This window comes from Halodesulfovibrio spirochaetisodalis, assembly GCF_001672295.1.
GTDB lineage: Bacteria > Desulfobacterota > Desulfovibrionia > Desulfovibrionales > Desulfovibrionaceae > Halodesulfovibrio > Halodesulfovibrio spirochaetisodalis.
The window spans coordinates 1-22,820 of the sequence record NZ_JXMS01000005.1; the positions used below are offsets into that span (position 1 = coordinate 1).

Genomic DNA, 22,820 nt, shown 5'->3' on the forward strand with positions numbered 1-22,820 from the left:
TATTTAGATTTCTTGAAATAGTGTGTTCACTTCATTTTTGATCCGCTTTCTTCTTGCCAAATTTTATCTGGTTATATAAACAGCCCTTTCACAATTTCGGATGACGGTTGCAGGAGAGAGTGCCGCAAGGCACCGCCGAAGAAGTAAATCTTTCAGGCAAAAGGACTGCTTCCTGACGAGCCTCTGGAGAGACTTCGCATGTTGCGGAGCACCGAAGGAGCAAGCCTTGCCGTGCAAGGTGAAACTCTCAGGTACCAAGGACAGAGTGAGTGTAACAGCACAGGTGCATCTATGCCCCTGTGGCTGCGCCTATCTATTCCCTTCCGCTCAGAGACTCATCTCATCCATCCTGATTAATTAATTTTTTAGGAGACGAGATGCAAAACATCACTGAACTGCTCAACACAATTGATTCCCTCGTATGGGGACCACCGCTTCTTATCCTGCTTGTAGGAACCGGCCTCTTTCTTACCATCCGCCTCGGCGCGTTACAGGTTGTCCACCTGCCTACAGCACTTAAGCTGGTATTTTCACCTGCTTCCCGTAACTCATCTGGGAAAAAAGGTGACGTCACACCATTCGCAGCCTTATGTACGGCTCTTTCCGCGACAATCGGTACCGGTAATATCGTCGGTGTTGCTACTGCCATTGCAGCTGGCGGCCCCGGTGCACTTTTCTGGATGTGGGTAGCAGCCTTTTTCGGCATGGCAACCAAATATGCAGAAGCTCTGCTTGCAATCAAATACCGTGTCACAGATGAAAACGGTCAGATGGCCGGCGGCCCTATGTACTACCTTGAACGCGGATTAAACAACAAACTGCTCGCCCGCATGTTTGCCTTGTTCGGTATCGGGGTTGCTTTCTTCGGCATCGGTACTTTTGCACAGGTAAACGCCATTGCTGATGCAGCAAGCCTTACGTTTGATATGCCAATCTGGATTACTGCGGTTCTTCTTACCGTGCTTGTGGCAATCGTAACTCTTGGCGGTATCCGCTCCATTGCAGCAGTAGCAAGCCGTATTGTTCCTTTAATGGCTGCACTCTACATCGTAACTTCCGTAGCTATCATTCTGCTCAACCTTTCAGAAATCCCTGCGGTTATCGGCCTGATTATCGACAGTGCTTTCAACCCGTCTGCTGCATTCGGAGGCGCGACCGGTATCACAGTGCTCATGGTAATGCGTAACGGGGTTGCCCGTGGCGTCTTCTCTAACGAATCCGGTCTCGGTTCTGCACCTATCGCCGCTGCTGCCGCACAGACAGACTCCTGCGTACGTCAGGGACTCATTGCCATGACAGGCACCTTCTTTGACACCATTATTGTGTGCACTATGACAGGTATCGTACTTGTGCTTACCGGTGCATGGAATACTCCGGGGCTTGCCGGTGCAGCTATGACCAACACCGCCTTTGCAATGGGACTCGGTAGTGATCTCGGTAAATACGCTGTAACCATCGGCCTTATGTTCTTTGCCTTCACTACCATTATCGGCTGGAACTACTACGGAGAGCGCTGCACAGCGTACCTTTTCGGTGTTAAGGCTATTTTGCCGTACCGCCTTGTGTACATCGCACTGATCGCTTGCGGTGCATTCCTTAAGCTTGAGCTTATCTGGATTCTTGCTGATATCGTAAACGGTCTGATGGCTATTCCGAACCTTATCGGGTTGCTCGGCCTCTCAGGCGTTGTTATCAGCGAAACCCGCAGTTACTTTGCAAATGAAACTGCTCCAAAAGAAGCAGACGCTGTACTCACTGAAATGTAATACTCTTTTGAGGCAGCAACTCAAACTTTCAGCCGACTCCAGATTCCTCTCATCTCCTTTGCTCTCTCTGGACAACCGGTTGCAGTATGGTGCTGTCCTCAAAAATACTAAAAAGGGATGCCCCGCAATTGCGGAGCATCCCTTTCCTTATTACCGCATGCGCACCGGAGGTATCAACGAGCATCCTCAACATATATGAGGATACCGGTGCGCAAAAAAGATCGCAGCAATCTGCCTAATACACCTGCTGCTCTTTTGAAATAATAGGTCGTTCCCATACACAGTTCATGAGCGCTTTTTTAAAAAAACGACTTTTGGAAACATAATCTTCAAAATGGTCGCAAGTAAGATCAAAAACCTTACGCATATGCGCGTCATCAAACCTGTCACCATGTTTTTCAATCATGGCAGCACGTACTTCTTCCCATAAATCAGTATCTGTCTTGTCAGGCCAAATTTTTTCTTCAGACATACAAAATCCTTTTGCTGCGGCTTGCTACAATTTTTCAATCACAAGCAGATGTTCTTTATTGATCTCTTTATTTGGAAAATCGTACCTGCCGACACGATACTCTTTCCACGATAATGTTTTTGACCATGCCATCACTTCGTCACCTTCAGCTGTTCCGCCCTCATGCCCAGTGTAAATATGTACGGTAATAATACCGTTAGGCATCAAAACAGGAAGCAAAGCCTGAAGCGAAGCTATAGTTGTCCTTGCACGGGTAATAACAGCATGGTCACTCCCTGGAAGATAGCCAAGATTGTACATGGCACCGGAAACAAGAGTTCCCTCAGGTAATTTATCTGCCACGGTCTCGTGCCCTGCATGGAACAACGTTGCATGTTCAGCAACCTGTGCCGTTTCTAACCGCTCCTGCGCATTGGCAAGGCCGGACTCCTGCACATCAAAACCGTACACATGACCACGTTCGCCAACAAGTTCGGCAAGAAACAAAGTGTCGTGTCCATTTCCTACGGTGCCGTCAACAACGACAGCTGTATGCTGTTTTTCTCTCCAGCACTCCGCCGCCTGCAACCAGATTGTTTTTGTAAACTGTAATATAGAAGGAATGTGCCGAGGGCGCATGAAAACTCCTGCATAAATTTGACCAACTACGGATCACTGTCTTTGAATAATATCGAGGAAAAATACGTGATCTCATAAATAATCACAATACACCCTGTTGCACCACATCAACAATCTTCCAACCAGTGCACAATGTGCAAAAAAAAGCAATTTGTGCACACAGTTTCTTGCACAAGTTGCACAACCAATGAACTCCGTTAACAACACAACATACTGTTTTATTTAATTAATAAGTTTTGGCACACTCTCTGCTATAAAGAAAACAACAGACGAAACCAATCACATCACACTCCGTGATTGTTAACATAGAGAGCAATAAAAAGTATCCATCTAACGATCGAGCATCGTTAATACTCGAGAATGCGTAAAACGCACACCTCTTAAAAGTAAACGACTGAAACACCTACTCCCGTTGGGGCGGCAGGCATGCCGCCCCCCTTAAGAAAGAAAGCGCAGACGCGACAATATATATTTTACCTTCATCCCGATCAGCTCCGGCTACTGTTTTGAGCAGGAACAGTACCCAGGAGGGGAATAAAAAGAACGAGAAGTGCAGAGCAGGCACTTCTCGTTTTTTTATGTGCTCTGCACACTAAGCATCAAATCAAAATTGAGTTGCAAAAACAGAATGTTATTCTAAAATCACTATTCTCTGCGGCATATACAATGCATTCTCCTTCTTGCCTACCCTGCACCGGTAAGGTACACCGCAGTTCGTTCCGGCAATCCGCCGAAAATTTTGCAGAGACGGTATCTACCTACTATGAATAATACAACGCTATATCTTGCCCCGCGCGGGTTTGAACACGAGCTTGAAAAAGAGCTTTCCAATATTGTTGCGCACAAAGGACGGTTGTTCATCGCCAAAGGCGGCGTACAAAAGACTGTCTGGGCACAAAATATCTGGTTGAACCCTGTTGAAATCCCAATCAGTTCCATCGGAGACGGTGCAAAACAGTTGAAAGCTATGCAGCGTAACTGGTGGCTCCACAGTGTGGACAATCACCGCCGCGCCAAGCTTATTCAAGCCAAGCTGCCGCATGTTTCTGCGAAGCGTATTGAATACGGTGCGCCTAAGCCTACTGCGCCACTGGGTTCATGGACTCTCTGGGAGCCGGACACCATTATTGCTGCCAGTCGTTGCACAAGCCCATATCCCGACGGAGAATTAAATTTTGTTGAAGACAAAGAAACTTCTCCAACCCGTGCTTACTTAAAACTCTGGGAACTCTTTACCCTGCTTGAACGTAGCCCGAAAAAAGGTGAACTGTGTCTTGATCTGGGTAGCTGTCCCGGCGGTTGGACATGGGTTATTGCGAATACCGGTGCGCATGTGTTCAGCGTGGACAAGGCAGAGATCACCCCGCGCATTGGTGCCATGCCTAATGTGAACTTCTGCACCGGCAGCGCATTCGGACTTGACCCTCGACATGCAGGAAAGATCGACTGGCTTTTCAGCGATGTTATCTGCTATCCGGAACGTCTCTACACACTTGTTGAACGCTGGCTTGAACATGGTGAATGCCGCAACTTTGCCTGCACCATCAAGTTTCAGGGCGAAACAGACTACGCCACGCTGGAAAAATTCAAGCAAATTCCCAATTCCAAAATCATCCACCTTTCGTGCAACAAGCATGAGGTCACATGGGTTAAGCTGGAAGAATGGGAAAAATAATCAACGTATATTCGTAAATAACAAATCCGCTGCAACAGGTGTTGCAGCGGATTTGTTTATGGTACCATCACAGACACCAAAGAATACCCTGAAGAACAGGAAACGGTTGCAGGAAGCCCAAGAAAACTTTACTCAAAAGATACAGGCTGGCTAAACCAGACACAATGGGACAGGTGTTTGGGCTTAGCTTTTACGCAACCATATCAATACACAAGAAGGATAACGGGCATATATAGACAACACTTTGTGATCTCAGGAGACGTGCATGCATGTTTTCACTCTGCCGGAAATCTTGGCCATTCTTATCTTAGCGGGATTCATCACCACAGTAATCCTCTCTAAACTTACGCCCGACGAGCAAAGCCTCACAGGTGCGGCAGAAATCCTGCGCATGCACATTCGTCATGCCCAAACCTTCGCCCAGTCTTACAGCAATATTTATGGCTTACAAAGCAGCCGTAACATTGGCTACTTCCTTTTTGAGCAATCACCGGACAACCGTTCTCCACTTCCCGGTACAGATGACATTTACCGTCTTCAGGGAAGCATAACTATTTCCAATTTTACCCTCTACTTCAACAAAGAGGGTGGACTATGCACTGACAGCACCGGAAACACACCGCTTTCGCATGATGTAACCATCACCCTGCAAGACGGCATTGACTCCGAAACAATTACCGTAATGCCGGATAACGGCTACCTTGCATAGGCAGCCGTACTGCTCCAAGCTGCTCATAGAAATTTCGTTTCTGCTCACTACTATCGTTTATTGATAGAAACTCAGTTTATAGCGCCAAAAAAATCCTCCGCAGAATAACTCTACGGAGGATTTTTACTGTTCATATTGTTGCGGCAATCAAGCGAACACAACAATTTGATTTATTGTGCGAATTAGTACAGCCCGTCAGGGTGACACGCAGACTCGTAACAGCCGGTCATGTCTTTATCCTTACCAAACTCTTCAAGGTGGCAAGACAGACAGGAAGGTCGTACGCCTTTTTTGTGCATTGCACGGAAGTACGAACGCCACTTGTTACTTTTTTCCAAGGTGGTGTTGTTATGACAAGACACACACCCTTTCGGCGGCTTTGCATTGCGAACCGGTGCACTGAACTTTGCTTTTGCTTCAGGGTCCTTCCACTTATGATGGCAGGTATTACAAGAATACCCTTCGTGGCTGGAGTGGTTAAACGTAACAGAAAGGTCACGTTTACTGTGGCCCTGAATACGGTTGATAACAATATCGTCCGGCCCTGAAGTCACTTCTTCCTCTGCAAGCGCAGCGGTTGCCATCACGCTCATACAAAGCAGACAAATGATACATATTTTTTTCATGCTATCTCCCTTGTATTATGCGTTTTCGCTTCCGTTCAGAATGCTTTTCAGCATACCGCGACGGCTTACGGTTTTTGACTTAGGTGCAGCTGCCATGAGCATTTCATGCTGGTCAGATGCAGCAACAAGGTTACTGTAATAGTTTTCCGGTGCTGAATCGCACAGGTAAATTACACGTACATGCTCAGGGTCTGCCAGATATGCATCAGGATTTGTTTTCTGCACCTCTTTCAGACGGGCATTTGCCAGTGCAAGCATTTCATCCCTGTCACCAAAGTTCATGGTTCCGGTCGGACAACTCTTTACACAAGCAGGAAGCATACCTTTGCTGATGCGGTTAATGCACATATCGCACTTGTTCCAGATGCCTGTTTCGGCATCACGACGCGGAACGTTGTACGGGCAGATTTCCCAGCTCTCAAGACGGGACATACCTTTGGTATTGTCTGTCATAATAACAGCACCCGTAGCAGGATCCTGCTTCACAGCACCCTTTGCGTACATGTTGCCAATGTATTTACATGGCGGCTCAACGCAATGGCGGCACTGTTCAGGGAAGAACAGCCACTTCAACTTGCCGTCTTCTTTAACTTCATTAAAGCGTACAAGACGGATAGTTTTTGAAGACAAGTCCTGTGGGTTCTGATGAGAGCCTACGTTACGGGTTTCCTCAGCAGGCAGGTCTTTCCACTGTTTGCAGGCAACCTGACACCCGCGGCATGCGGTGCACAGGGTAAGATCTACAAAAAAAGCTTTACCTTTCATCATTACGCATCACCCTCCTTCCATTTACGCACGTTCACCATAAAGGCTTTGTACTCTGGAATACCGGTGTTCGGGTCACCCACGTTCGGAGTCACCAAGTTTGCAGAATCACCACCGTCTTTCGGTGTCACCCAGCCATAGTGCCAAGGCATACCAACCATGTGCACTTCTTTTCCGGCAATCTTGTACGGCTGGATACGGTCAGTCACCATTGCAATTGCCCACAAGGAACCGCGTACGCTTTCAACAACGACTTTTTCGCCGTTCTCAAAACCGCGCAGTTTTGCAAGCTGAGGGCTGATTTCAACAAACATCTGCGGTTCGGTTTCCACAAGCCAGCTCATCCAGCGGGTCATGGAACCTGTCTGCCAGTGCTCTGTCACACGGTAGGTAGACGCAACGAACGGGAAGCGTTCATCTGCAACGGCCTTTTCTTCATCTTCAAAATGTACCGCTGTAGGGTTGTGTAACTGCTTGGAGAATGCGTGTGTTTCCACAGGACACTCAAGCGGCTCATAGTATTCAGGAAGCGGGCCGTCTACACGTCCCGGACCGAACAACTGCCCCATACCGTGCTTGAGCATGATAAACGGATGCTTAGTACCCGGAGCCCATCCGCCATCCGGCACGTCTCCGATCCACTTTTCCCCGTTCCACTTGATAACAGCTTTTTCCGGATTCCACGGGTTGCCCTTTGGATCACAGGAAGCTCTGTTGTAAATGATGCGGCGGTTTACAGGCCAGCACCATGTCCAGTTAGGATACAGGCCAATACGTGCCTGTTCTTCTGTCTGGGTGCTGTCGTGACGCTCTGCCTTGTTTCCTTCATCTGTGTACGAGTTACAGTACAACCAGTTACCGGAGGTGGTGGAACCATCATCCTGAAGGTAAGCAAAACTCGGAACCTGCTGTCCCTTCTTGAACTTTTTACCTTTTACTTCAACATCACGGGTAAACCAGCCGTTACACAGACGCGCAGTCTGCTGGGCACTGAAATGGTATTTTCCATTTTCATCTGCTTCACACATTCTATTAAAAGTAAGGTGCGTAATAGGCTCAGGGTAGACGCCGCCCTCTTCTTCGTAGAGGTGTACAAGCTCTTCCCACAGTTCATGGAAGTAATGGCCATCAGTCAGTACACCGTCCTGCGGCTCCTGAGCTTTGTAGCGCCATTGCATCCAGCGACCTGAGTTAGAAACGGAGCCCTCTTTTTCAATGGCAGATGCACATGGTAAGAAGAAGGTTTCAGTCTTCACAGACTTAGGGTCCATATTCGGCCCTTTCCAGAAGTCGCTTGTCTCACAGGTAAACAGGTTTACGTTCACCATCCAGTCCAATTTACCAAGAGCCTTACGGGTCTTTTCAGAATCAGAGCCGGAACAGGCAGGGTTCATGCCCCAGATAAGCGCACCGGAAAACTTACCGTCTGCCATGCGGTCGATGAGAGGCAACCATGAGTACTGGCTGGCTTTATGAGAATCGAGACGCGGCAGGTAGTTGTACGCGTCTTTCGGATCATCATTTTCGTACATCGCCTTGATAAGGCTTGCAGAATACTTAGGGTAGTTGCTCCACCAGTTAGCACTTTTCGGATCATTGGAAACCGGAGTAAATGCTTTGTTGTACTGCTCAAGAGTATCCTGACCAGCAAGCGGAGTTTTGAGGTACCCCGGAAGGATGTGGTACAGCAGCGCGTAGTCAGTAGAGCCCTGCACGTTACACTCGCCGCGCAGCGCGTTTACACCGCCGCCTGCAACACCCATGTTACCCAACATAAGCTGAATAATTGCCATTGCACGAATGTTCTGCACGCCAACAGAGTGCTGTGTCCAACCCATAGCATACATGATGGTACCGGCTTTTTTGGCTGTACCTGTTGCTGCATATAATTCGTACAATTCTTTGAGGTCTTGTACTGAAACGCCGGACATGGAAGAAACCTTGTCGAGGGTATACCGCCCGTAATGCTTCTTCATAATCTGGAATACGCTACGCGGATGTGCCAGTGACTTGTCCTGCTTAGGGTTACCCTTGCTATCCAGCTCGAATGACCATTTAGACTTGTCATACGAACGGGTTGCTGGGTCAAAACCGGTAAACAGCCCATCTTTAAAGTCAAAATCTTCACCAACAATGAACGATGCGTTGGTATATTCCACCATGTATTCGGTGAAGTATTTCTTATTTTGCAGAATGTAGTTGATCATACCGCCGAGCACGGCAATGTCAGTACCGGAACGAAGCGCGGCATACATATCTGAACGTGCAGAGGTACGAGTAAAACGAGGGTCAACATGAATTACCTTTGCTCCGGCGCGCTGCGCCTTGGTAACCCACTTGAAAGAAATAGGATGGTTTTCGGCAGGGTTACTGCCCATAATCAAAATGCAATCACTGTTCTGTAAATCATTCCAGTGGTTGGTCATCGCACCGCGTCCGAACGACTCTCCCAGAGCCGCTACAGTTGCGCTGTGTCAGATACGTGCCTGGTGTTCCACATACACCAGACCAAGGGAACGCATGAACGAATGCATTGCATAGCATTCTTCGTTATCAAGAGCGGCAGAGCCTAAGGAGGCAATGCCCATTGTGCGGTTAACTACGTTGCCGTCTGCATTTTTCTTTTCAAAAGACTCATCGCGAGATTTTTTGATAAGCTTAGCAATACGTTTCTTACACCACTCCCAATCCTTCACTTCAAAGCTATCACTGTATGGCGCGCGGTACATACACTTGGTAGGTCTGTCCGCGTTTACAGTCATCTGGATGGAGCTTGCCCCTTTTGCACAAAGAGAACCACGGTTAATCGGGTGATCGCTGTTACCTTCCACATTCACAACGCGACCGGTTGATTTGTTGGCGTGAACCACCAGACCACACCCTACGGAACAAAACGCACAAATAGATGTGGTCTGTTTACTCCACTGAATTTTACACTCACCAGCTTCTTTCACTACATTATCCAACGCAAATGCAGGCCCCAATCCTGTAAATGCGGTTGCAGTGACTGCTGCTGCAGTTGTTTTCAAAAACGTTCTTCTTTGCATTTGCAACTCCGTAACAACTCAAATATAAAGAAAACACGTATATTCAGCACAACACAGACACTTCCACAACTGTCTGCATTGTCCGGTGCAAAAAGAACGAAAAAATACCCTTATATATAGTAAAAAAACATCTCGATACATATTATTGCAAGAGATTATGCAAAAGCATGTCTTTTTTCATGTAACACAACAACGCATTCCACCTTTTTTACTATATGCGTTGATATGGTACTAAGCAAAAACACTTTACAATAACTCGCTTGACCTTCAAACAAACGCAGTATTGCTCTTTTACTACTATATAAACGTAACGTGCACACTCTTTTTTGCACTGATATGAGAATATACGAGGCGTATGTGTAAAACAAAAAAAGCAATACAGTGTCAACACGGCAAAAAACCGTAGCCAAACATAATTTTATCTATTTTCCGATGTATATTTTACTTGCAAAACGTTTTCATTTTATATTTTACCGTTATATTTTGTTACGTTAAATGCAAAACAACTCTGTGCCAAACCGTAAGCAAGAATCCTGTTTCAATATATAAAAAAAAGAGTACAATTTTTTTTGCACTCTTTTTTATGTAAAATACATATTCCTACCTAGATTCAAGCACGATATTGCCATCACCATCCGGTGGAGCGTACGCAGCTCCCCCCTCAGGCATACGTGTTACTTCTCCCCAAGGATGTCCGGCTGGTGGATGTATTTGTGAGTTACGCACGCTATTATGCTGGCTGAATCCTCCATGAAAATTCACGTCTGTTTCAATAACAGAATCTGACACCACGTTATCCGCACTTGACCACTGAAACGCTAAATGCCGTATGTTTTTTATAACCGAATCTGTAATGGTACAGTAAAAACTGCGGGCAATACGAACATAGCCGTTCCCTTTCTTTCCCTTATTCCATGCCCCGTCTATGTATATATTACGAATCGCAATCTGCAGACAGCTATCCAACGCCAAAGGATGCCGCCCTGCCATAAGCACTTTTACATTTTCCACTGTACAATTACGTGCCCACTTAAACTGAATCCCGTCAACGGCATACTCCGGAACAACATTCTCATACACAGCAACAACTTCGCTCCGGTTCATACCAGAAACGTCCTGCTGTATTGTGAAGTCAGAGAGTGTTACGTGTTGCGGCATATACGGTTCATAGACTTTTGCCCCCGAAGGAAATGAAGTTTTAGGCATCTCGCTCAACACAAAGCCATCTTCCCCTTTTTCTGATACCACCCCTATATACTGCCTGAGATATGGATATTGCCTGCGCCAATGCACCGCGTTAATACTGTTAAAGAAAGTCTCATCGTTAGGAGTCGAAATCCAAACAGGCATCTCGGTCTGCAAGTTTGCAGTCCGCGCACGTAATACCTTATCCCCTTTTTGATACTCTTCCGACAAGTCCGTCACTTTTGCGCCTCGCGAGCCTGCTACCGCAACCACTGCACTGTCTTCACTCCTCAGACGTGACACAAGTACCGTTGCCTCTATACCGCTTCCCGCGAGGGTAACATTGCTGCGAGTAATACGCACAGGCGTATCAACATAGAATCGTCCTGCAGGAATTACTATTCGTATTGATTCAGAGAATGCTGTCTCTTTAATTGCCTGCATAATTGCCTTACCAGCATCATCGCCGGTCTGCACCGCAAGTACAATTTCTGAAAGATGTTCTTTGCCTGATGCAAATGCGTGCACATCCCAAAATAACGAGCGGACAATGGGAGTTACCTCCAACGCCCCGTTCCCCAATCCGCTCAAAAAGAGAAGGAGAAGGACATTGACCGCAATCATCCATTTTTTAAAATAACTACGCACTTCGTGCATACCCAGATTCTGTCCGCCAGCTTTCTGTTTTGCGCTCTTCGTTTTTTGCCACACCTGCACATCAAGGTTATACACGGAGAAAATTTTAATCGCGGCTCCAACCCACTGATTGTAAAGCATCAACGGCAAATGAGGTATCCGTAACTCAAAGCCTTGCAGCACATATGCCCAAAAAAGAGTCAACCTTGTCACAACAACCCAGCAGCAATAGTAAACAAGGTAGTAAGGAGAAGCGAATATCGCGAGCATCAGCGCGCTGGACGGCCCCACAAGAGGTGTCCATACAGTAAGTCGCTGGTCAATAATGCACCACCAGATAAACCGCCCCATCGGCTTTGGCCCAAGCTGTATTGCACGGGCATTATTGCGCAGCATATTCCCGTACCAGCGAGTCATGAGTGAAATACTGGTTGCTATAAACCGCTCCTGCCTTGCCTCAATTGCGACGACTGGAGCATCTGGCACATAGAACATTTCATATCCGTTCTTAAGCAGATAAAACCACGTGGACTTATCATCCCCCATGAGAAAACGGATACGCCCGAACATCCAGCTTTGCAGATGATCTGCTTCCACAAAACGGATAAACTCTTCCGTAAGCACCACAGATGCTTTGTATATAGAAAAACGACCTGTTACAGTAAGGACTCGTTTTGACATGGAATGCGAATTAAACAGGTGGTGGCGCTGAATAAATTTCAACGCATACCAATCCTTAAAAATAGAATCTTCGCCTTCCTGCAACGGCAGATTGTCCGTTGTCAGTGCCCCGAGACGCGGGTTTGATTTAAAAAACGGGAGACATTTTTTTAGAGTGTCCGGCAGCAACAGGGTATCCCCATCCATAAACACCACCAGATCATTATCGGAGTCGACATGCCATCCCCCAAGCCCGTTATAGTCACGGGCAATAGCACGTAGGGCATGCCCCATTGCCATGCGCTTTCCGTCCTTCTGGTACATGAATGTCAGATGTAGCTTTCCCCCCCCGGGCTCCTCATTGACGACTCTCGAAATAAACGCAGCCTCGTCACTGCCGGAAACACTTACAACAAAGAACACATCACACGGTAGCTCCCGCACCTCCCGTACAAGTGCCTGAAACACCATTCTGGAAACACGATATTCCTCTTTATACGAAGGAATCATTATATACAGCCGCTTGGGCATAGGATTAGCCACAGCATCCGCCGCAGCCCGCAGTGAAGGAAAAACAGATTTTCTGTAGCGGTAACTACGGTAACAATGAAGTAACTGCCACGAATACCGCCAAAGGCCGAACAAGGTTACTGCCACAACAGAATGTGAAGAAAAACTCCACGCCCTGTCCGGCAATCCCCAAAGGACACTGACAACAGCGACAACGTATACAGCACTCGTCTTGAGCGAGGTTTTCACTGTCTGTCTTGTGGCTTTGCGCTGAAAAGCTTGGGTATGCATATTCATAATCCCCCCTAATGCTCCTAGAACCACGAGGTAGTTACACGCACTTCAGCACGGGCACCCAGAGCAGGAGCAACCGCGTCGGTAAACAAGATCTTTACAGGCACTACCTGAGGTTCTTTGGTAAGATTCTTAAAGGCAAGATCATCTCTTATGACGGCGTTATCACCCACGGTATCAACAATCCCTTTAACCTTCTTCTTGAGGGAAGGAATAATCAGCTCAGCCTCATCCCCGACAGCCAGCCGCTTTGCATCTTCAAATGTGAATCTTGCGACAACCCACGGGACAGCGTCTGCCGGAACCAGTGTCAGCACGCTTTGTCCTGTAGTCACAAACGAACCTTGCGCCTGCTTAACTGCGTGCACTCGTCCCGCTGCCATGCTTTTCACATGAAATCTTTTCAAATTCTCTACAGCTTGTGCCAACTGCACTTTATGCAACGCTACCTTGTGCTCCTGTACTGAAATCTCTGCACGTATCTTCTCTACTTCTCCACGTACCGCTCCATCTGTCAGATATTTACCTGTGGCAGCACTTACGGCATTTACTCTGGCATGTCGTAATTCTTCATGCAGTCTGTCCTCCTCAGCCTTAGTGGTAAGGTAGGCCTGCCTTCTTTTATCAGTATAGGAACGGCTCACAGCACCGCGCTTAACCAACATCTTTGCCCGTTCAAGTTCTTTTTCTGCCAACTGTCTTGTGCTTTTGGCAGCCTCGAATTTGTGTCGAAGCATGCCCACCTTCTGCTTTGCAGCATCGCGGTAAAGCCGCATAGCTTTATGCTCATCAGTCAACTGGATTCGCATCATTGCTAACTGCTGCTGCGCCATAGCCAAAGCAATGCGGGACTGTTCAACATCTCTACGCCCCTTTTCGTCATCCATGCTGTACAACAACTGACCTTTTTTAACGACCTGCCCTTTCTGCACAGCAATGTTTTTAATAATCCCGCTCTGCTCTGGTGCAGCCCGTACAACCATCTCATACACGGCAGCGTCCACACTCACCGCAGTAACCCAGTTACTGTACACAACACCAAGGACAATCAGTACAATCGACAACCCTGCCAAAGCATGTGCTGAGGCGCGTTTCTTATATGTCTTCTGAAACTCGGCGCATTCTTCGTCAGTCATTTCAAGGTCAGCTTTAAAAGGCACCACTGCTGACTCAATGCTGGCTACAACTCCTTGCGCATCATCCACTTTTCCTTCAACAGTTGCCTGAAAATACTTTTGCATAATGGCTTTGTTATTTTCAGACAGTTCACTAAATTCGAATCCGGCATATCCCCCTCCGACGTACCGCAATACAACAGCGGTGCTGAACGAAATATTCATATCCGGCAAAGGGAGCACAAAGGTTATATTGTCACTCCATTCAGCCTGTAATCCGGCTTTTGGCAACACACACTTAAATCCCCCTAAAGACCAATCAACAACCTCACACTCTTCCCCCTCCACAATGACTTGTGCAGGGAGCTGCACCCGATGGTATTTTCTGGAATAATTTGCTTGTAATAGTTTAGGCATAGCTTCCCCCTAAAAGTGCCAACGGCATAGTTACGTTCTATTTTCTGCAACCTTTTCCTATTGGCCTGCCACTGCTTCAGTAAGTGACGGCTTGTGACAGTGCACAAAAAAAGTTGGTACACCTCATAAAAGCAATTGGTACACCAACCACAAAAAACACTATCTATTTAAATAGATAAATAGACTTTTGATGACAGAAAGCACTCAAGTCCCAAACATGTTCAACATACTCGTTGCGTAAAAAAAGCTGGCACATTGCATACTCTGTTGCCTTCCCCATAAAAAACGAGGAACGCGTATGCGCTCCTCGTTTTATTCCGTTCACCAAGCATGTTTCGGAATGTGCTATCCTGTCTGGGCAATCATTGAAGTCAGACTACTTTGAATATTTGTATAATATGCAAGCTGCCCGTCCAACACTGCATATTTCCTACGCAAATCCTGCTCTTTTTTTGCAAGACGCTGCTCCTGATAATAAATGTCGTTTTGCAACTTTGTTGCATCAGTATCATAGGTATTGCTCACGGTTGTCAGCGTCCCGTTCTCAGTGTTTGTCCATTTTTCAATGGAATCCTGCAACTGTGGAACAACACCTTCTTTCACACGCAGGTCTGCAGTATGACTTCCCTCGTTCAAATTTGAAACTTCCATCACCATACCGGCAGCCGCTGTGCCCGCCGCAGCTGTAACAGTATTCCCGTTGATGGTCGCAGGTTCTCCATTTATTTTGGCAGAAACAATAGTCCCGCCAACAACCGTATACTCAAATGAATAGGCACCGGGTTCAGTAATCCCCTCAATGGTCGAAAGAACCTGCACTCCTTTAGTGTCACTGATACCTGTGTTGGAACAACTCAGTAATTCGGCAACGGCATACGGGTCTTCCTCAAGCGCCTTGTCCAACTCTTCTTCATCGATAAGTAGTTGCCCAAAGGTATCCGAGCCTTCATCAGTATCTGTTGAAAACCCTATCTGGGATAATGCATTGAACGTATCAAATGTACTATCAAAACCTGTCACAGACATGGATAACTGGTTCTTTAAGTCATTATACACCATATCCAGAGCATAGCTGTCGATGGTGTATGCCTCAATTTTCTCACCGCTCTCTTCATCTTCAACATACGTTACAATGCGTCCTGTCAAAGCCTGAATGTCGTAGATAAGCTTGTTAATATCTTCTACCAGTGTCGTGATCGATTCTTTGGTTTTGTCGGTATCGCATGTAATTGTCAGGTTCACTTCACCAGTAGTCACATCACTCAATACAAGCTCAAGTCCGGGGATGACATCATCTACAGTATTCGTTCCACGCTCCATCCAGTCTGCTGCACCCGGAGGAAACCCGTCCACTTTAATCTGGGCATTCTGTGCGGTACGTACATTCGTAAAATCTGCCGATTCGTAATCTACCAACGTTGTTGAAGCAGATACGGAAATGGCATTATCTTTTCCTGTCTCCAGACCGGACATTCTGAAATAAAGATCATCCCCGTCAGAGAGCAAATCTGCCTGAACAAGATCACGGGCAACGGGGTCAGCATTGATCATGTCCACTAACTGCTGAGCAGTCGTATTTGCAGGTACATCGATAGAAATAGATTCACCGTTGCACTCAAATGCGAAAACGGAATCAGTGGTTGTTATTACGTCAGTAGGCTCTGCATAGACCATATTCATGTTAACCCACACATCATTCTGCGCAAGCTGGTTCACTTCAACAGTGTGGCTACCCTCTTTCAAGTCTCCGGTTACATTACCTGCAACTGCCTCTTCAGAGGACGTCACAGACATCTCTAAAAATTCCCCCACTGAGTTGAAGTCATCAAGCGTAGTATCAAGCTCTGCCATTGAACTTACAAGGTCATCAAGCAAGGATGAACATGCTTCGTTCTCTGCAAGCATTGTTTCATACTTTTCCTTGGTATAACTCTCCGCCTTTATCTGAGCGTCAATAATCTCATTAAAGTCTGTTCCGTTACCAAGTCCTGTAAAGTTTACCGCTCCCGCCGAGGATACCGGCTGATAAGCCATTACATCAGAAGAGACAGAAGAAACGTACGACATATCCTCTCCTATAAGTAATTTGTGAGGTTCAGTTGAAACACACTGTTCGTTGTCCTCAATATCGTCTCGTAAATAGCTTCAGCCTGAGCCAGCTCCACGGACAACTGGGTTGCATCTGCATCTTCTACAAAACTAACCTGAGAAATAGTTCTGTCGTTGGTAAATGAGATGGCTGTCTTCGTATTGTCAGCGGTATTCTGACGCGTACCGATATTCGCATCACGCTGCAGCAACTGCTCATATCCATCTGTAAACGTTTCAATACAGGATGCTACACCCGCGTGGTTGCCTGTTTCCATGTACGCAACCATGTCGCCCATTATTTCAAACAAATTTGGCTCCGCATACGGCTGGCCAGTTGCCGGATCAGTACCGCCGAATACTGTTGAGCCTACGGATGTAATCTCAAGTGTACTGTTTTCACCTATGGCAACAGACAGATTCTCACTTGCGCCTACATACTCATACGCCGGACGTATATAGAGGTTTGTCCCGCTTCCGGTTCCATCCTCCGCTACAACGGCTGTTCCTGTGGCAAGTGTAATGGACGCATCACCTGCTACAATCTGGGTATCACCAGCTGCCAGCGTCGCAGTCTGCCAAGTTTCACCGCCATCTGTTGAATACTGGTAGTCCAGATCGTCAGCACCGCCGACAGTGCCGGATTCCAGCATCTGAATCTGAACCGTATACGGAGCTTCACCATCTACGGAAACAACATCTGCGTGCGTCAAAGCCGGATCATCTATCGTTACGCCAAGCGTCTTTTCATAGGCACTGTTTTCAATGTCATTACCTGCAAACAGATAATTCTCGCCCAGCTTGGTATTACTTATCTGAAAAAGGGAATCCATATTCTGTCGTAGTTCGATCCCCATACTCTCCAACTGCTCTGCAGTGTAGGTCTCTGTAGAAGCCTGTTCAGCCAGTTCGCTGACATTGGTTAAAATTTCACTGCCCTGCTGCAACGCACTACCCGCTGTTGCCAAATAGTTTGCGCTTAGCCCGCAGTTTTCCTCATACATAGACAACGTTCCAGAATATGAGCGCAACTGCATGCTCAGAGCAGCACCCGACGGGTCATCTGACGGTGCGTTCAACTTCTTCTGTGTCGTTGTCATCATGTTCAACGTCATCACGTTGCTGAGCGACTTATTCAAGTTCTTCAACGAGGCGGTATAAATCTGAGATGTGGCAATTCGCATAATAACCTCCTAGAGCAGTCCCAATACTTCATCTAACATTTCACGCGCTGTACTGATAATCTTTGAGCATGCTTCGTATTGTTGCTGATACTTGATTAGGTTCACCTGCTCCTCATCAACGTTCACCCCGCTGGAAGACAGCTGATACTCATAATAGTAGTCGCTTGAACCCTGTGCATACGCCTGATTCTGTTCTGCACGTACTACATCCGCTCCGACACTTGAAACAAGCATGCTGGAAAAACTGGAAAAGGATTCATCATAGCTCACCGTTCCCACGGTAATATTCACATTCAACTCTTCCAACGCAGCTAGCTGCAACGCTGTATTGTTGCTACCGCTGACAACGGTACCGTCCGCATTCACAACGCCTGCATTAATATGCTGTGCATTCTGAAGAACATAGCTGTTCACTGCTACATCTTCAGCAGAGGAGCCGGTAAAAAAGGTATTAAGGCCAAGTCCTGCCATAAGATTTGCATCATCTTGCGCCACCTCAAAGGACTTATCTGTAGCAGCAGCCAGTTCAAGCGTTCCATCCACTGAAACAGTTGCTTTAAGGTCACCACCAGAGGCGGCATTAATCTTGGTTGCCAAATTGGCCAGCGAATCTATGGCAGGATCAATCGTAACGGAGAATCGGGAAGCCACCGTACCGTCATCATTATATATGACGTACTCCACATCACCTGCTTCAATCATGCTGCCGTACGGTAGTTCGCTTTGCGCAAGCGCCTTTGAAGTATCCTCCACAGCATATGATCCAGTGAGGCTGGTATGATGTTCAAGGCCAGCACCTTTTGCATGCAGAACATTTGTCTCCCAGATAAGAGCCGATGCCATACCGTCCAAGGCTTCCATAGCAGCCACAACAGAATCATCACGGGTTAAAAACAGTCCGGCAATGGAGCCGGAGGTTGCTTTATCTGAAGCCAACACGCCCTGTGCGTCTGAGAGCGGGGTAATATTCAGATAATACCCGTCCCCTTTCTCCAGATACAAACCGGATTTGGGAGAAATGATATATCGATCTCCTGCGGCATGAGCACCTGAGGTTTTATCAAACCAAACATCAACACCGGCTATGGACTCTGCGTTATCAGAATCACCGGCCGTATAGAGCACAGGAGAACCACTGTCGTCAGTCACCCACGTCTTTCCGTCATCAAGCGATGCATAAAAATGGGTATCATCCACAAACTCAAGCATAAGCTCTTCGCTTGACTCACCTTGAAATTCCACTGAGCCGACGAAGGTCGAAGAAGGCATCAACGATTCACGCGACTGAGCCGGTTGATGCGAAAGATGGTGCGTCTGCTGACCTTCTACCAGTGTATATGAACCTTCAGCGAGCACTGTAACAGTGCCGTCAACCTGTGGCTCCACAGTTACGTTCATATATGTAGCAAGCTCTCGTACAGCCTGATCCCGTGCATCTACAGCCTGATTGTCTGTTGGATTAGCTGCCACCTGCGCATTCAGTGAGGCAATCTGATCAATAAGCGCATTCGCTTCCGTAACCTGTGCAGCAATTTCCTGTTCAATGGATTGTGAGACACCGTCCATCTCGGCATAGGTACTGTTAAGGGTTGAAACTAACGCCTGTGCAGAACTAAGTACTTCTTCCCAGTTTCCCGGCTGTGTCGGATCAGAAGAAAGTGTATTCCAGCCACCAAAAAAACCGGTCAACGTTGCGTTCAGTCCAGTAGTATCTGTCTGGGGAAGAGTACTTTCCAGCTGCTTTAAATAAATCAACTGCTCGTTGTAACTCGCCGCATCTGAAGAAGTGCTCAAATACTGCTGTTCAACAAAATGATTCATGGACGCTTCGATACCGGCGATCTCCGCGCCGGTACCGATATGTAGCCCGTTCTTTTTTATGGACGTATTTGTCTCATAAACAGGGCTTTGTTTTTTATATCCCGGCACATCAGCATTTACGATGTTATTGGTCGTAACATTCACACTGGTCTGGGAGTTCATCATTGCCGTCACGCCGGTGTTATAGATAGCATTAATCATGAGACATCTCCTTTACTGAGGCTAGTTGCGCTTCAGATTAATCGCTGTCTGCAACAGTGTGTCTGCTGTTGTAATAACCTTACTGTTTGCCTGATATGCAGATTGCAGAATAATAAGGTTGGTCATTTCCTGCGCCATATCAACGTTAGATATTTCCAATGTATTGGACAAAATACCACCCATACCAGCTTCACCAGGAAGACCTACAACAGCTTCACCTGAGACCGTCGTGGCAAGAAACTTGTTGCCGCCCTGAGCATCCAGCCCATCAGGGTTGGAGAAATCTGCAACGCCGACATTGTACAGTTCAATAGTCTGCCCGTTGGAATATTCCCCGCTGATTGCACCGCTCTGATCAACTGTGACATCCTGCAACGTACCAGTCGGATACCCGTCCTGATACAACCCGAGTGTAGCGGAGTTAGATTCATAACTTGTTGTCGCAGCATAATTAATTGAAGGAGCATTAAAGCTTGGAAGCTGAGTATAGGGAACATCAGCACCGGTTTTCTGTAAGTCAGCAAGAGTCATCTTTGAGTCACCGTCATTATCAACAGCACCTGTCCAACCGCCACCGGTATCATGATCTTTATTCACCATGCCGAAGTTCATTGAAATCTGCTGTGGCTCTGCACTTCCGGAAAAGTTTGCATCCATAACCGGCAGACCTGCTGCGTCAAATTCAGCAAGCGTCCAGTTTGCTGCGGCCTTGCCGTCAAAGCTTGTGCCAGTGCTCGCTACCGGAGTATATGCACTCATTGAGGACATGGTTCCTGAAGGAGAGAAGGTTAAGGTGCCCGCCATCATGAGGCCTGCAGCAGAGGTTCCTGCAAAACCGTCACGCATATCTTCGCCCGGATTGCCGGCCACAACGTATTCCCACACAGTATTTCCGTCTGCATCCATAGAAACCGGATCCATATATACTGTCATCTCATGAGTACCGCCCGCCTCATCATAGACTGTAATTGCAGACTGATACTCATAACGACTCTGATCGAGAGGAGGATTAGCTGTGCCGTCATACACGTCAAAAAGCGCGGTGTAAGCACAACTGGTGGTATCATCCTTAGGGTCAGGTGTTCCTTTATCATCAACAGTGGCGACGCTGTTATCTTCAGCAGAAGCATTCAAGTTCATAGACATCTGAATGCTGTTGGTCGCTTTTGGAGGAGACTGGGAATCATCGACCTTGATATCGCCAATGGCACCGGTGGGACTGCCGTCCTTCATTTCCCACCCTTGCACACGGTTCCCTCCCGGATCGACAAGGTAGCCTTGTTCATCAAAATCGAAGTTACCCGCACGGGTGTAATAAACTGCCTGATTATTCGGGTCTTTCACAATAAAGTAGCCATCACCACTGATAGCAAGGTCAGTATTGGAACCTGTGCTCTGGTAGGAACCTTGTGAAAAGTCAGTATCAATATTGGCAACAGAAACACCGTTACCAGTCTGACCGGCTCTGACGGTTTCATAAAAGACATCCTGAAAAACAACACTTGAGCTTTTGAACCCCACGGTGCTTGAGTTAGCGAGGTTGTTACTCACCACCAGTGTTGCCTGACTTTGTGCCTGCAATCCTGAAATACCGTTGTACATTGAACCTGTGATACTCATTACGCTTTCTCCTCACCAAGGCTTACAGAGATAATATCTGTATAGTTAACAGCTACACCGCTCTTCAGGGTCATTTCAGCACCATTAGGTCCGTTCGAAACAGAAACAACTGTGTCATTAATAGTTGTTGTCGAAGCCACATCCTGACCACTGGCGTTTGTCGCGCGCACTTTTACTGTGTACGTTCCATCAGCAGCCTTTTCTCCGTTCAACAGTGTTCCATCCCACTCAAGAGACTGAGAACCGGCGGACATTTTGCCCCAGTTCTGCATGGAAACGATATTTCCTGATGCATCATAAATATCGATAATGACGGACTCCGCAGCGCTTTCCAGATGAACAGTCACGTCTGAAGACGTTCCATCTTCCAATCTCATTGCATCACCCTGCACCGTCACCTCACGCCCAAGATATGAGACAGGCTCAACCTTGTTGCTCAATGACTCTTCCATACTTTCAAGCTGATCGCCGATGCTCACCAGTTCATCCAACTGAGAAAACATAGTGGTCTGCTCAGTGAGTTTGTCAGTATCCATTGGATCTGTCGGATCCTGATATTGTAACTCTGTTGCGAGGAGCAGCATGTAATCAATATTACTGATAGAGCTTGAACTGGTGTTCTGCGCTGTGGTTGTAGTTACATCAGTACCGGAGCTAACACTGCTAATGGTCATGGCTTCCCCCGTAGGAGTCGAATTTAGTGTAGTAATTACGTAAACGACGTAGTGCTTGATGCTTCATGCATCGCACAGCACTTTCCGACAAAGACAGAAATGTTGATGCTTCTTTAATTGATAACTCTTTTTCAATGGTGAGGAATACAACTTCCATTTGTCTTTCTGTTAACAAGCTCTTTGGAATGTAGCTTCTAACATTATAGAAATGTGTAACAACACCAATTGTGAACGTTTCGTCCAGTGTTTCCGTTTTGTGTTTTTTTTGTTTTCTGATGTCATCAATTATAGAAGTCTCAACAATTACGTAAATCCAAGATGATAACTTTGCTTTTGCACTGTCATACCGTTCAAGGTAATTGTTTTTTATGATCTTAAGTGCAACGTTTTGAAAAATATCATCTACTACTGTTGAATCCATGCGTGAATTGAACTTCTTTAATACTGATACAATCGTTCTTTTTATCAAAGATGTGTGGTCAACAAAGAAATCATTATAGATATCTGAATTACTTTTCTCACTTAAACATTGTTTCATCTTGAACTCCATACGAGAGATAGAGCAACCTACATGCCCAACAACATTAGGTTTCCGTAAAACGATACTAAAGTTACAATCAGAGTTTCTTTATGAAAAATAAAATTGGAGGCGGGAGAAATTAAGACAAGGAGTGTGGAGTTAAGCTTTCTTTAGATTAAACCGTATTTTCGCCTGTTTTTTGCGTAAAATGCTGGGC

At 46.6% G+C, this 22,820-nt stretch carries 16 protein-coding genes and 1 riboswitch; of the genes, 3 read left to right on the forward strand and 13 right to left on the reverse strand.

Annotated features, from left to right (window positions below; translation table 11 throughout):
* Positions 1 to 173: 173 nt before the first annotated feature.
* Positions 174 to 274: riboswitch (glycine riboswitch) on the forward strand.
* Between the two features lie 103 nt (positions 275 to 377).
* Positions 378 to 1,766 carry an alanine/glycine:cation symporter family protein gene (locus SP90_RS04015; RefSeq protein ID WP_066852870.1) on the forward strand — a complete coding sequence of 463 codons (1,389 nt, stop codon included), beginning with the start codon at positions 378 to 380 and terminating at the stop codon, positions 1,764 to 1,766.
* A gap of 235 nt (positions 1,767 to 2,001) precedes the next feature.
* On the opposite strand, the gene SP90_RS04020 is transcribed toward SP90_RS04015, so the two are convergent.
* Both SP90_RS04020 and SP90_RS04025 read right to left on the reverse strand, forming a co-directional pair.
* Positions 2,002 to 2,238 (reverse strand): hypothetical protein, encoded by a 237-nt coding sequence (locus SP90_RS04020; RefSeq protein ID WP_066852872.1) that lies wholly within the window; start codon positions 2,236 to 2,238, stop codon positions 2,002 to 2,004.
* A 24-nt stretch (positions 2,239 to 2,262) separates the two neighbouring features.
* Positions 2,263 to 2,856 (reverse strand): tRNA (mnm(5)s(2)U34)-methyltransferase, encoded by a 594-nt coding sequence (locus tag SP90_RS04025; RefSeq protein WP_066852874.1) that lies wholly within the window; start codon positions 2,854 to 2,856, stop codon positions 2,263 to 2,265.
* A gap of 763 nt (positions 2,857 to 3,619) precedes the next feature.
* On the opposite strand from SP90_RS04025, the gene SP90_RS04030 reads away from it, so the two are divergent.
* Positions 3,620 to 4,531, forward strand: coding sequence for an SAM-dependent methyltransferase (locus SP90_RS04030; protein WP_066852876.1), 912 nt, complete (start codon positions 3,620 to 3,622; stop codon positions 4,529 to 4,531).
* Between the two features lie 265 nt (positions 4,532 to 4,796).
* Positions 4,797 to 5,240 (forward strand): hypothetical protein, encoded by a 444-nt coding sequence (locus SP90_RS04035; RefSeq protein WP_066852878.1) that lies wholly within the window; start codon positions 4,797 to 4,799, stop codon positions 5,238 to 5,240.
* A gap of 182 nt (positions 5,241 to 5,422) precedes the next feature.
* Here the strand turns inward: SP90_RS04035 and SP90_RS04040 are convergent, their stop codons facing one another.
* From SP90_RS04040 to SP90_RS04095, 11 genes are all read right to left on the reverse strand, one after another.
* The gene (locus SP90_RS04040; RefSeq protein ID WP_066852880.1) at positions 5,423 to 5,866 is read right to left on the reverse strand and encodes a cytochrome c3 family protein; all 444 of its coding nucleotides are present in this window, start codon (positions 5,864 to 5,866) and stop codon (positions 5,423 to 5,425) included.
* A gap of 15 nt (positions 5,867 to 5,881) precedes the next feature.
* Positions 5,882 to 6,631, reverse strand: coding sequence for a 4Fe-4S dicluster domain-containing protein (locus SP90_RS04045; RefSeq protein WP_066853092.1), 750 nt, complete (start codon positions 6,629 to 6,631; stop codon positions 5,882 to 5,884).
* 2 nt (positions 6,632 to 6,633) lie between these two features.
* Positions 6,634 to 9,684 (reverse strand): formate dehydrogenase-N subunit alpha, encoded by a 3,051-nt coding sequence (gene fdnG, locus SP90_RS04050; protein WP_082936284.1) that lies wholly within the window; start codon positions 9,682 to 9,684, stop codon positions 6,634 to 6,636.
* Positions 9,685 to 10,278: 594 nt separating this feature from the next.
* Positions 10,279 to 12,966: a glycosyltransferase gene (locus SP90_RS04060; protein WP_066852886.1), complete on the reverse strand. Its 2,688-nt coding sequence runs from the start codon at positions 12,964 to 12,966 to the stop codon at positions 10,279 to 10,281.
* A gap of 17 nt (positions 12,967 to 12,983) precedes the next feature.
* Positions 12,984 to 14,495, reverse strand: a complete 1,512-nt coding sequence (locus SP90_RS04065) for a biotin/lipoyl-binding protein (RefSeq protein WP_066852888.1) — start codon at positions 14,493 to 14,495, stop codon at positions 12,984 to 12,986.
* 345 nt (positions 14,496 to 14,840) lie between these two features.
* On the reverse strand, positions 14,841 to 16,562 hold the full coding sequence (gene fliD / locus SP90_RS04070; protein WP_066852890.1) for a flagellar filament capping protein FliD: 1,722 nt from the start codon (positions 16,560 to 16,562) through the stop codon (positions 14,841 to 14,843).
* Positions 16,563 to 16,570: 8 nt separating this feature from the next.
* Complete coding sequence (gene flgL / locus SP90_RS04075) at positions 16,571 to 17,767, reverse strand: flagellar hook-associated protein FlgL (RefSeq protein ID WP_066852892.1); 1,197 nt, start codon at positions 17,765 to 17,767, stop codon at positions 16,571 to 16,573.
* A gap of 9 nt (positions 17,768 to 17,776) precedes the next feature.
* The gene (flgK, locus tag SP90_RS04080) at positions 17,777 to 19,789 is read right to left on the reverse strand and encodes a flagellar hook-associated protein FlgK (RefSeq protein WP_066852893.1); all 2,013 of its coding nucleotides are present in this window, start codon (positions 19,787 to 19,789) and stop codon (positions 17,777 to 17,779) included.
* Between the two features lie 21 nt (positions 19,790 to 19,810).
* Entirely contained in the window at positions 19,811 to 21,409 is a 1,599-nt protein-coding gene (locus SP90_RS04085) for a flagellar hook protein FlgE (protein ID WP_066852894.1), read from the reverse strand.
* The gene (locus SP90_RS04090) at positions 21,409 to 22,083 is read right to left on the reverse strand and encodes a flagellar hook assembly protein FlgD (protein WP_066852895.1); all 675 of its coding nucleotides are present in this window, start codon (positions 22,081 to 22,083) and stop codon (positions 21,409 to 21,411) included. The genes SP90_RS04085 and SP90_RS04090 overlap by 1 nt, the downstream gene beginning before the upstream one ends.
* Positions 22,073 to 22,621 carry a sigma-70 family RNA polymerase sigma factor gene (locus SP90_RS04095; protein WP_066852896.1) on the reverse strand — a complete coding sequence of 183 codons (549 nt, stop codon included), beginning with the start codon at positions 22,619 to 22,621 and terminating at the stop codon, positions 22,073 to 22,075. Before SP90_RS04095 ends, SP90_RS04090 begins: the two co-directional genes overlap by 11 nt.
* Positions 22,622 to 22,820 lie beyond the last annotated feature (199 nt).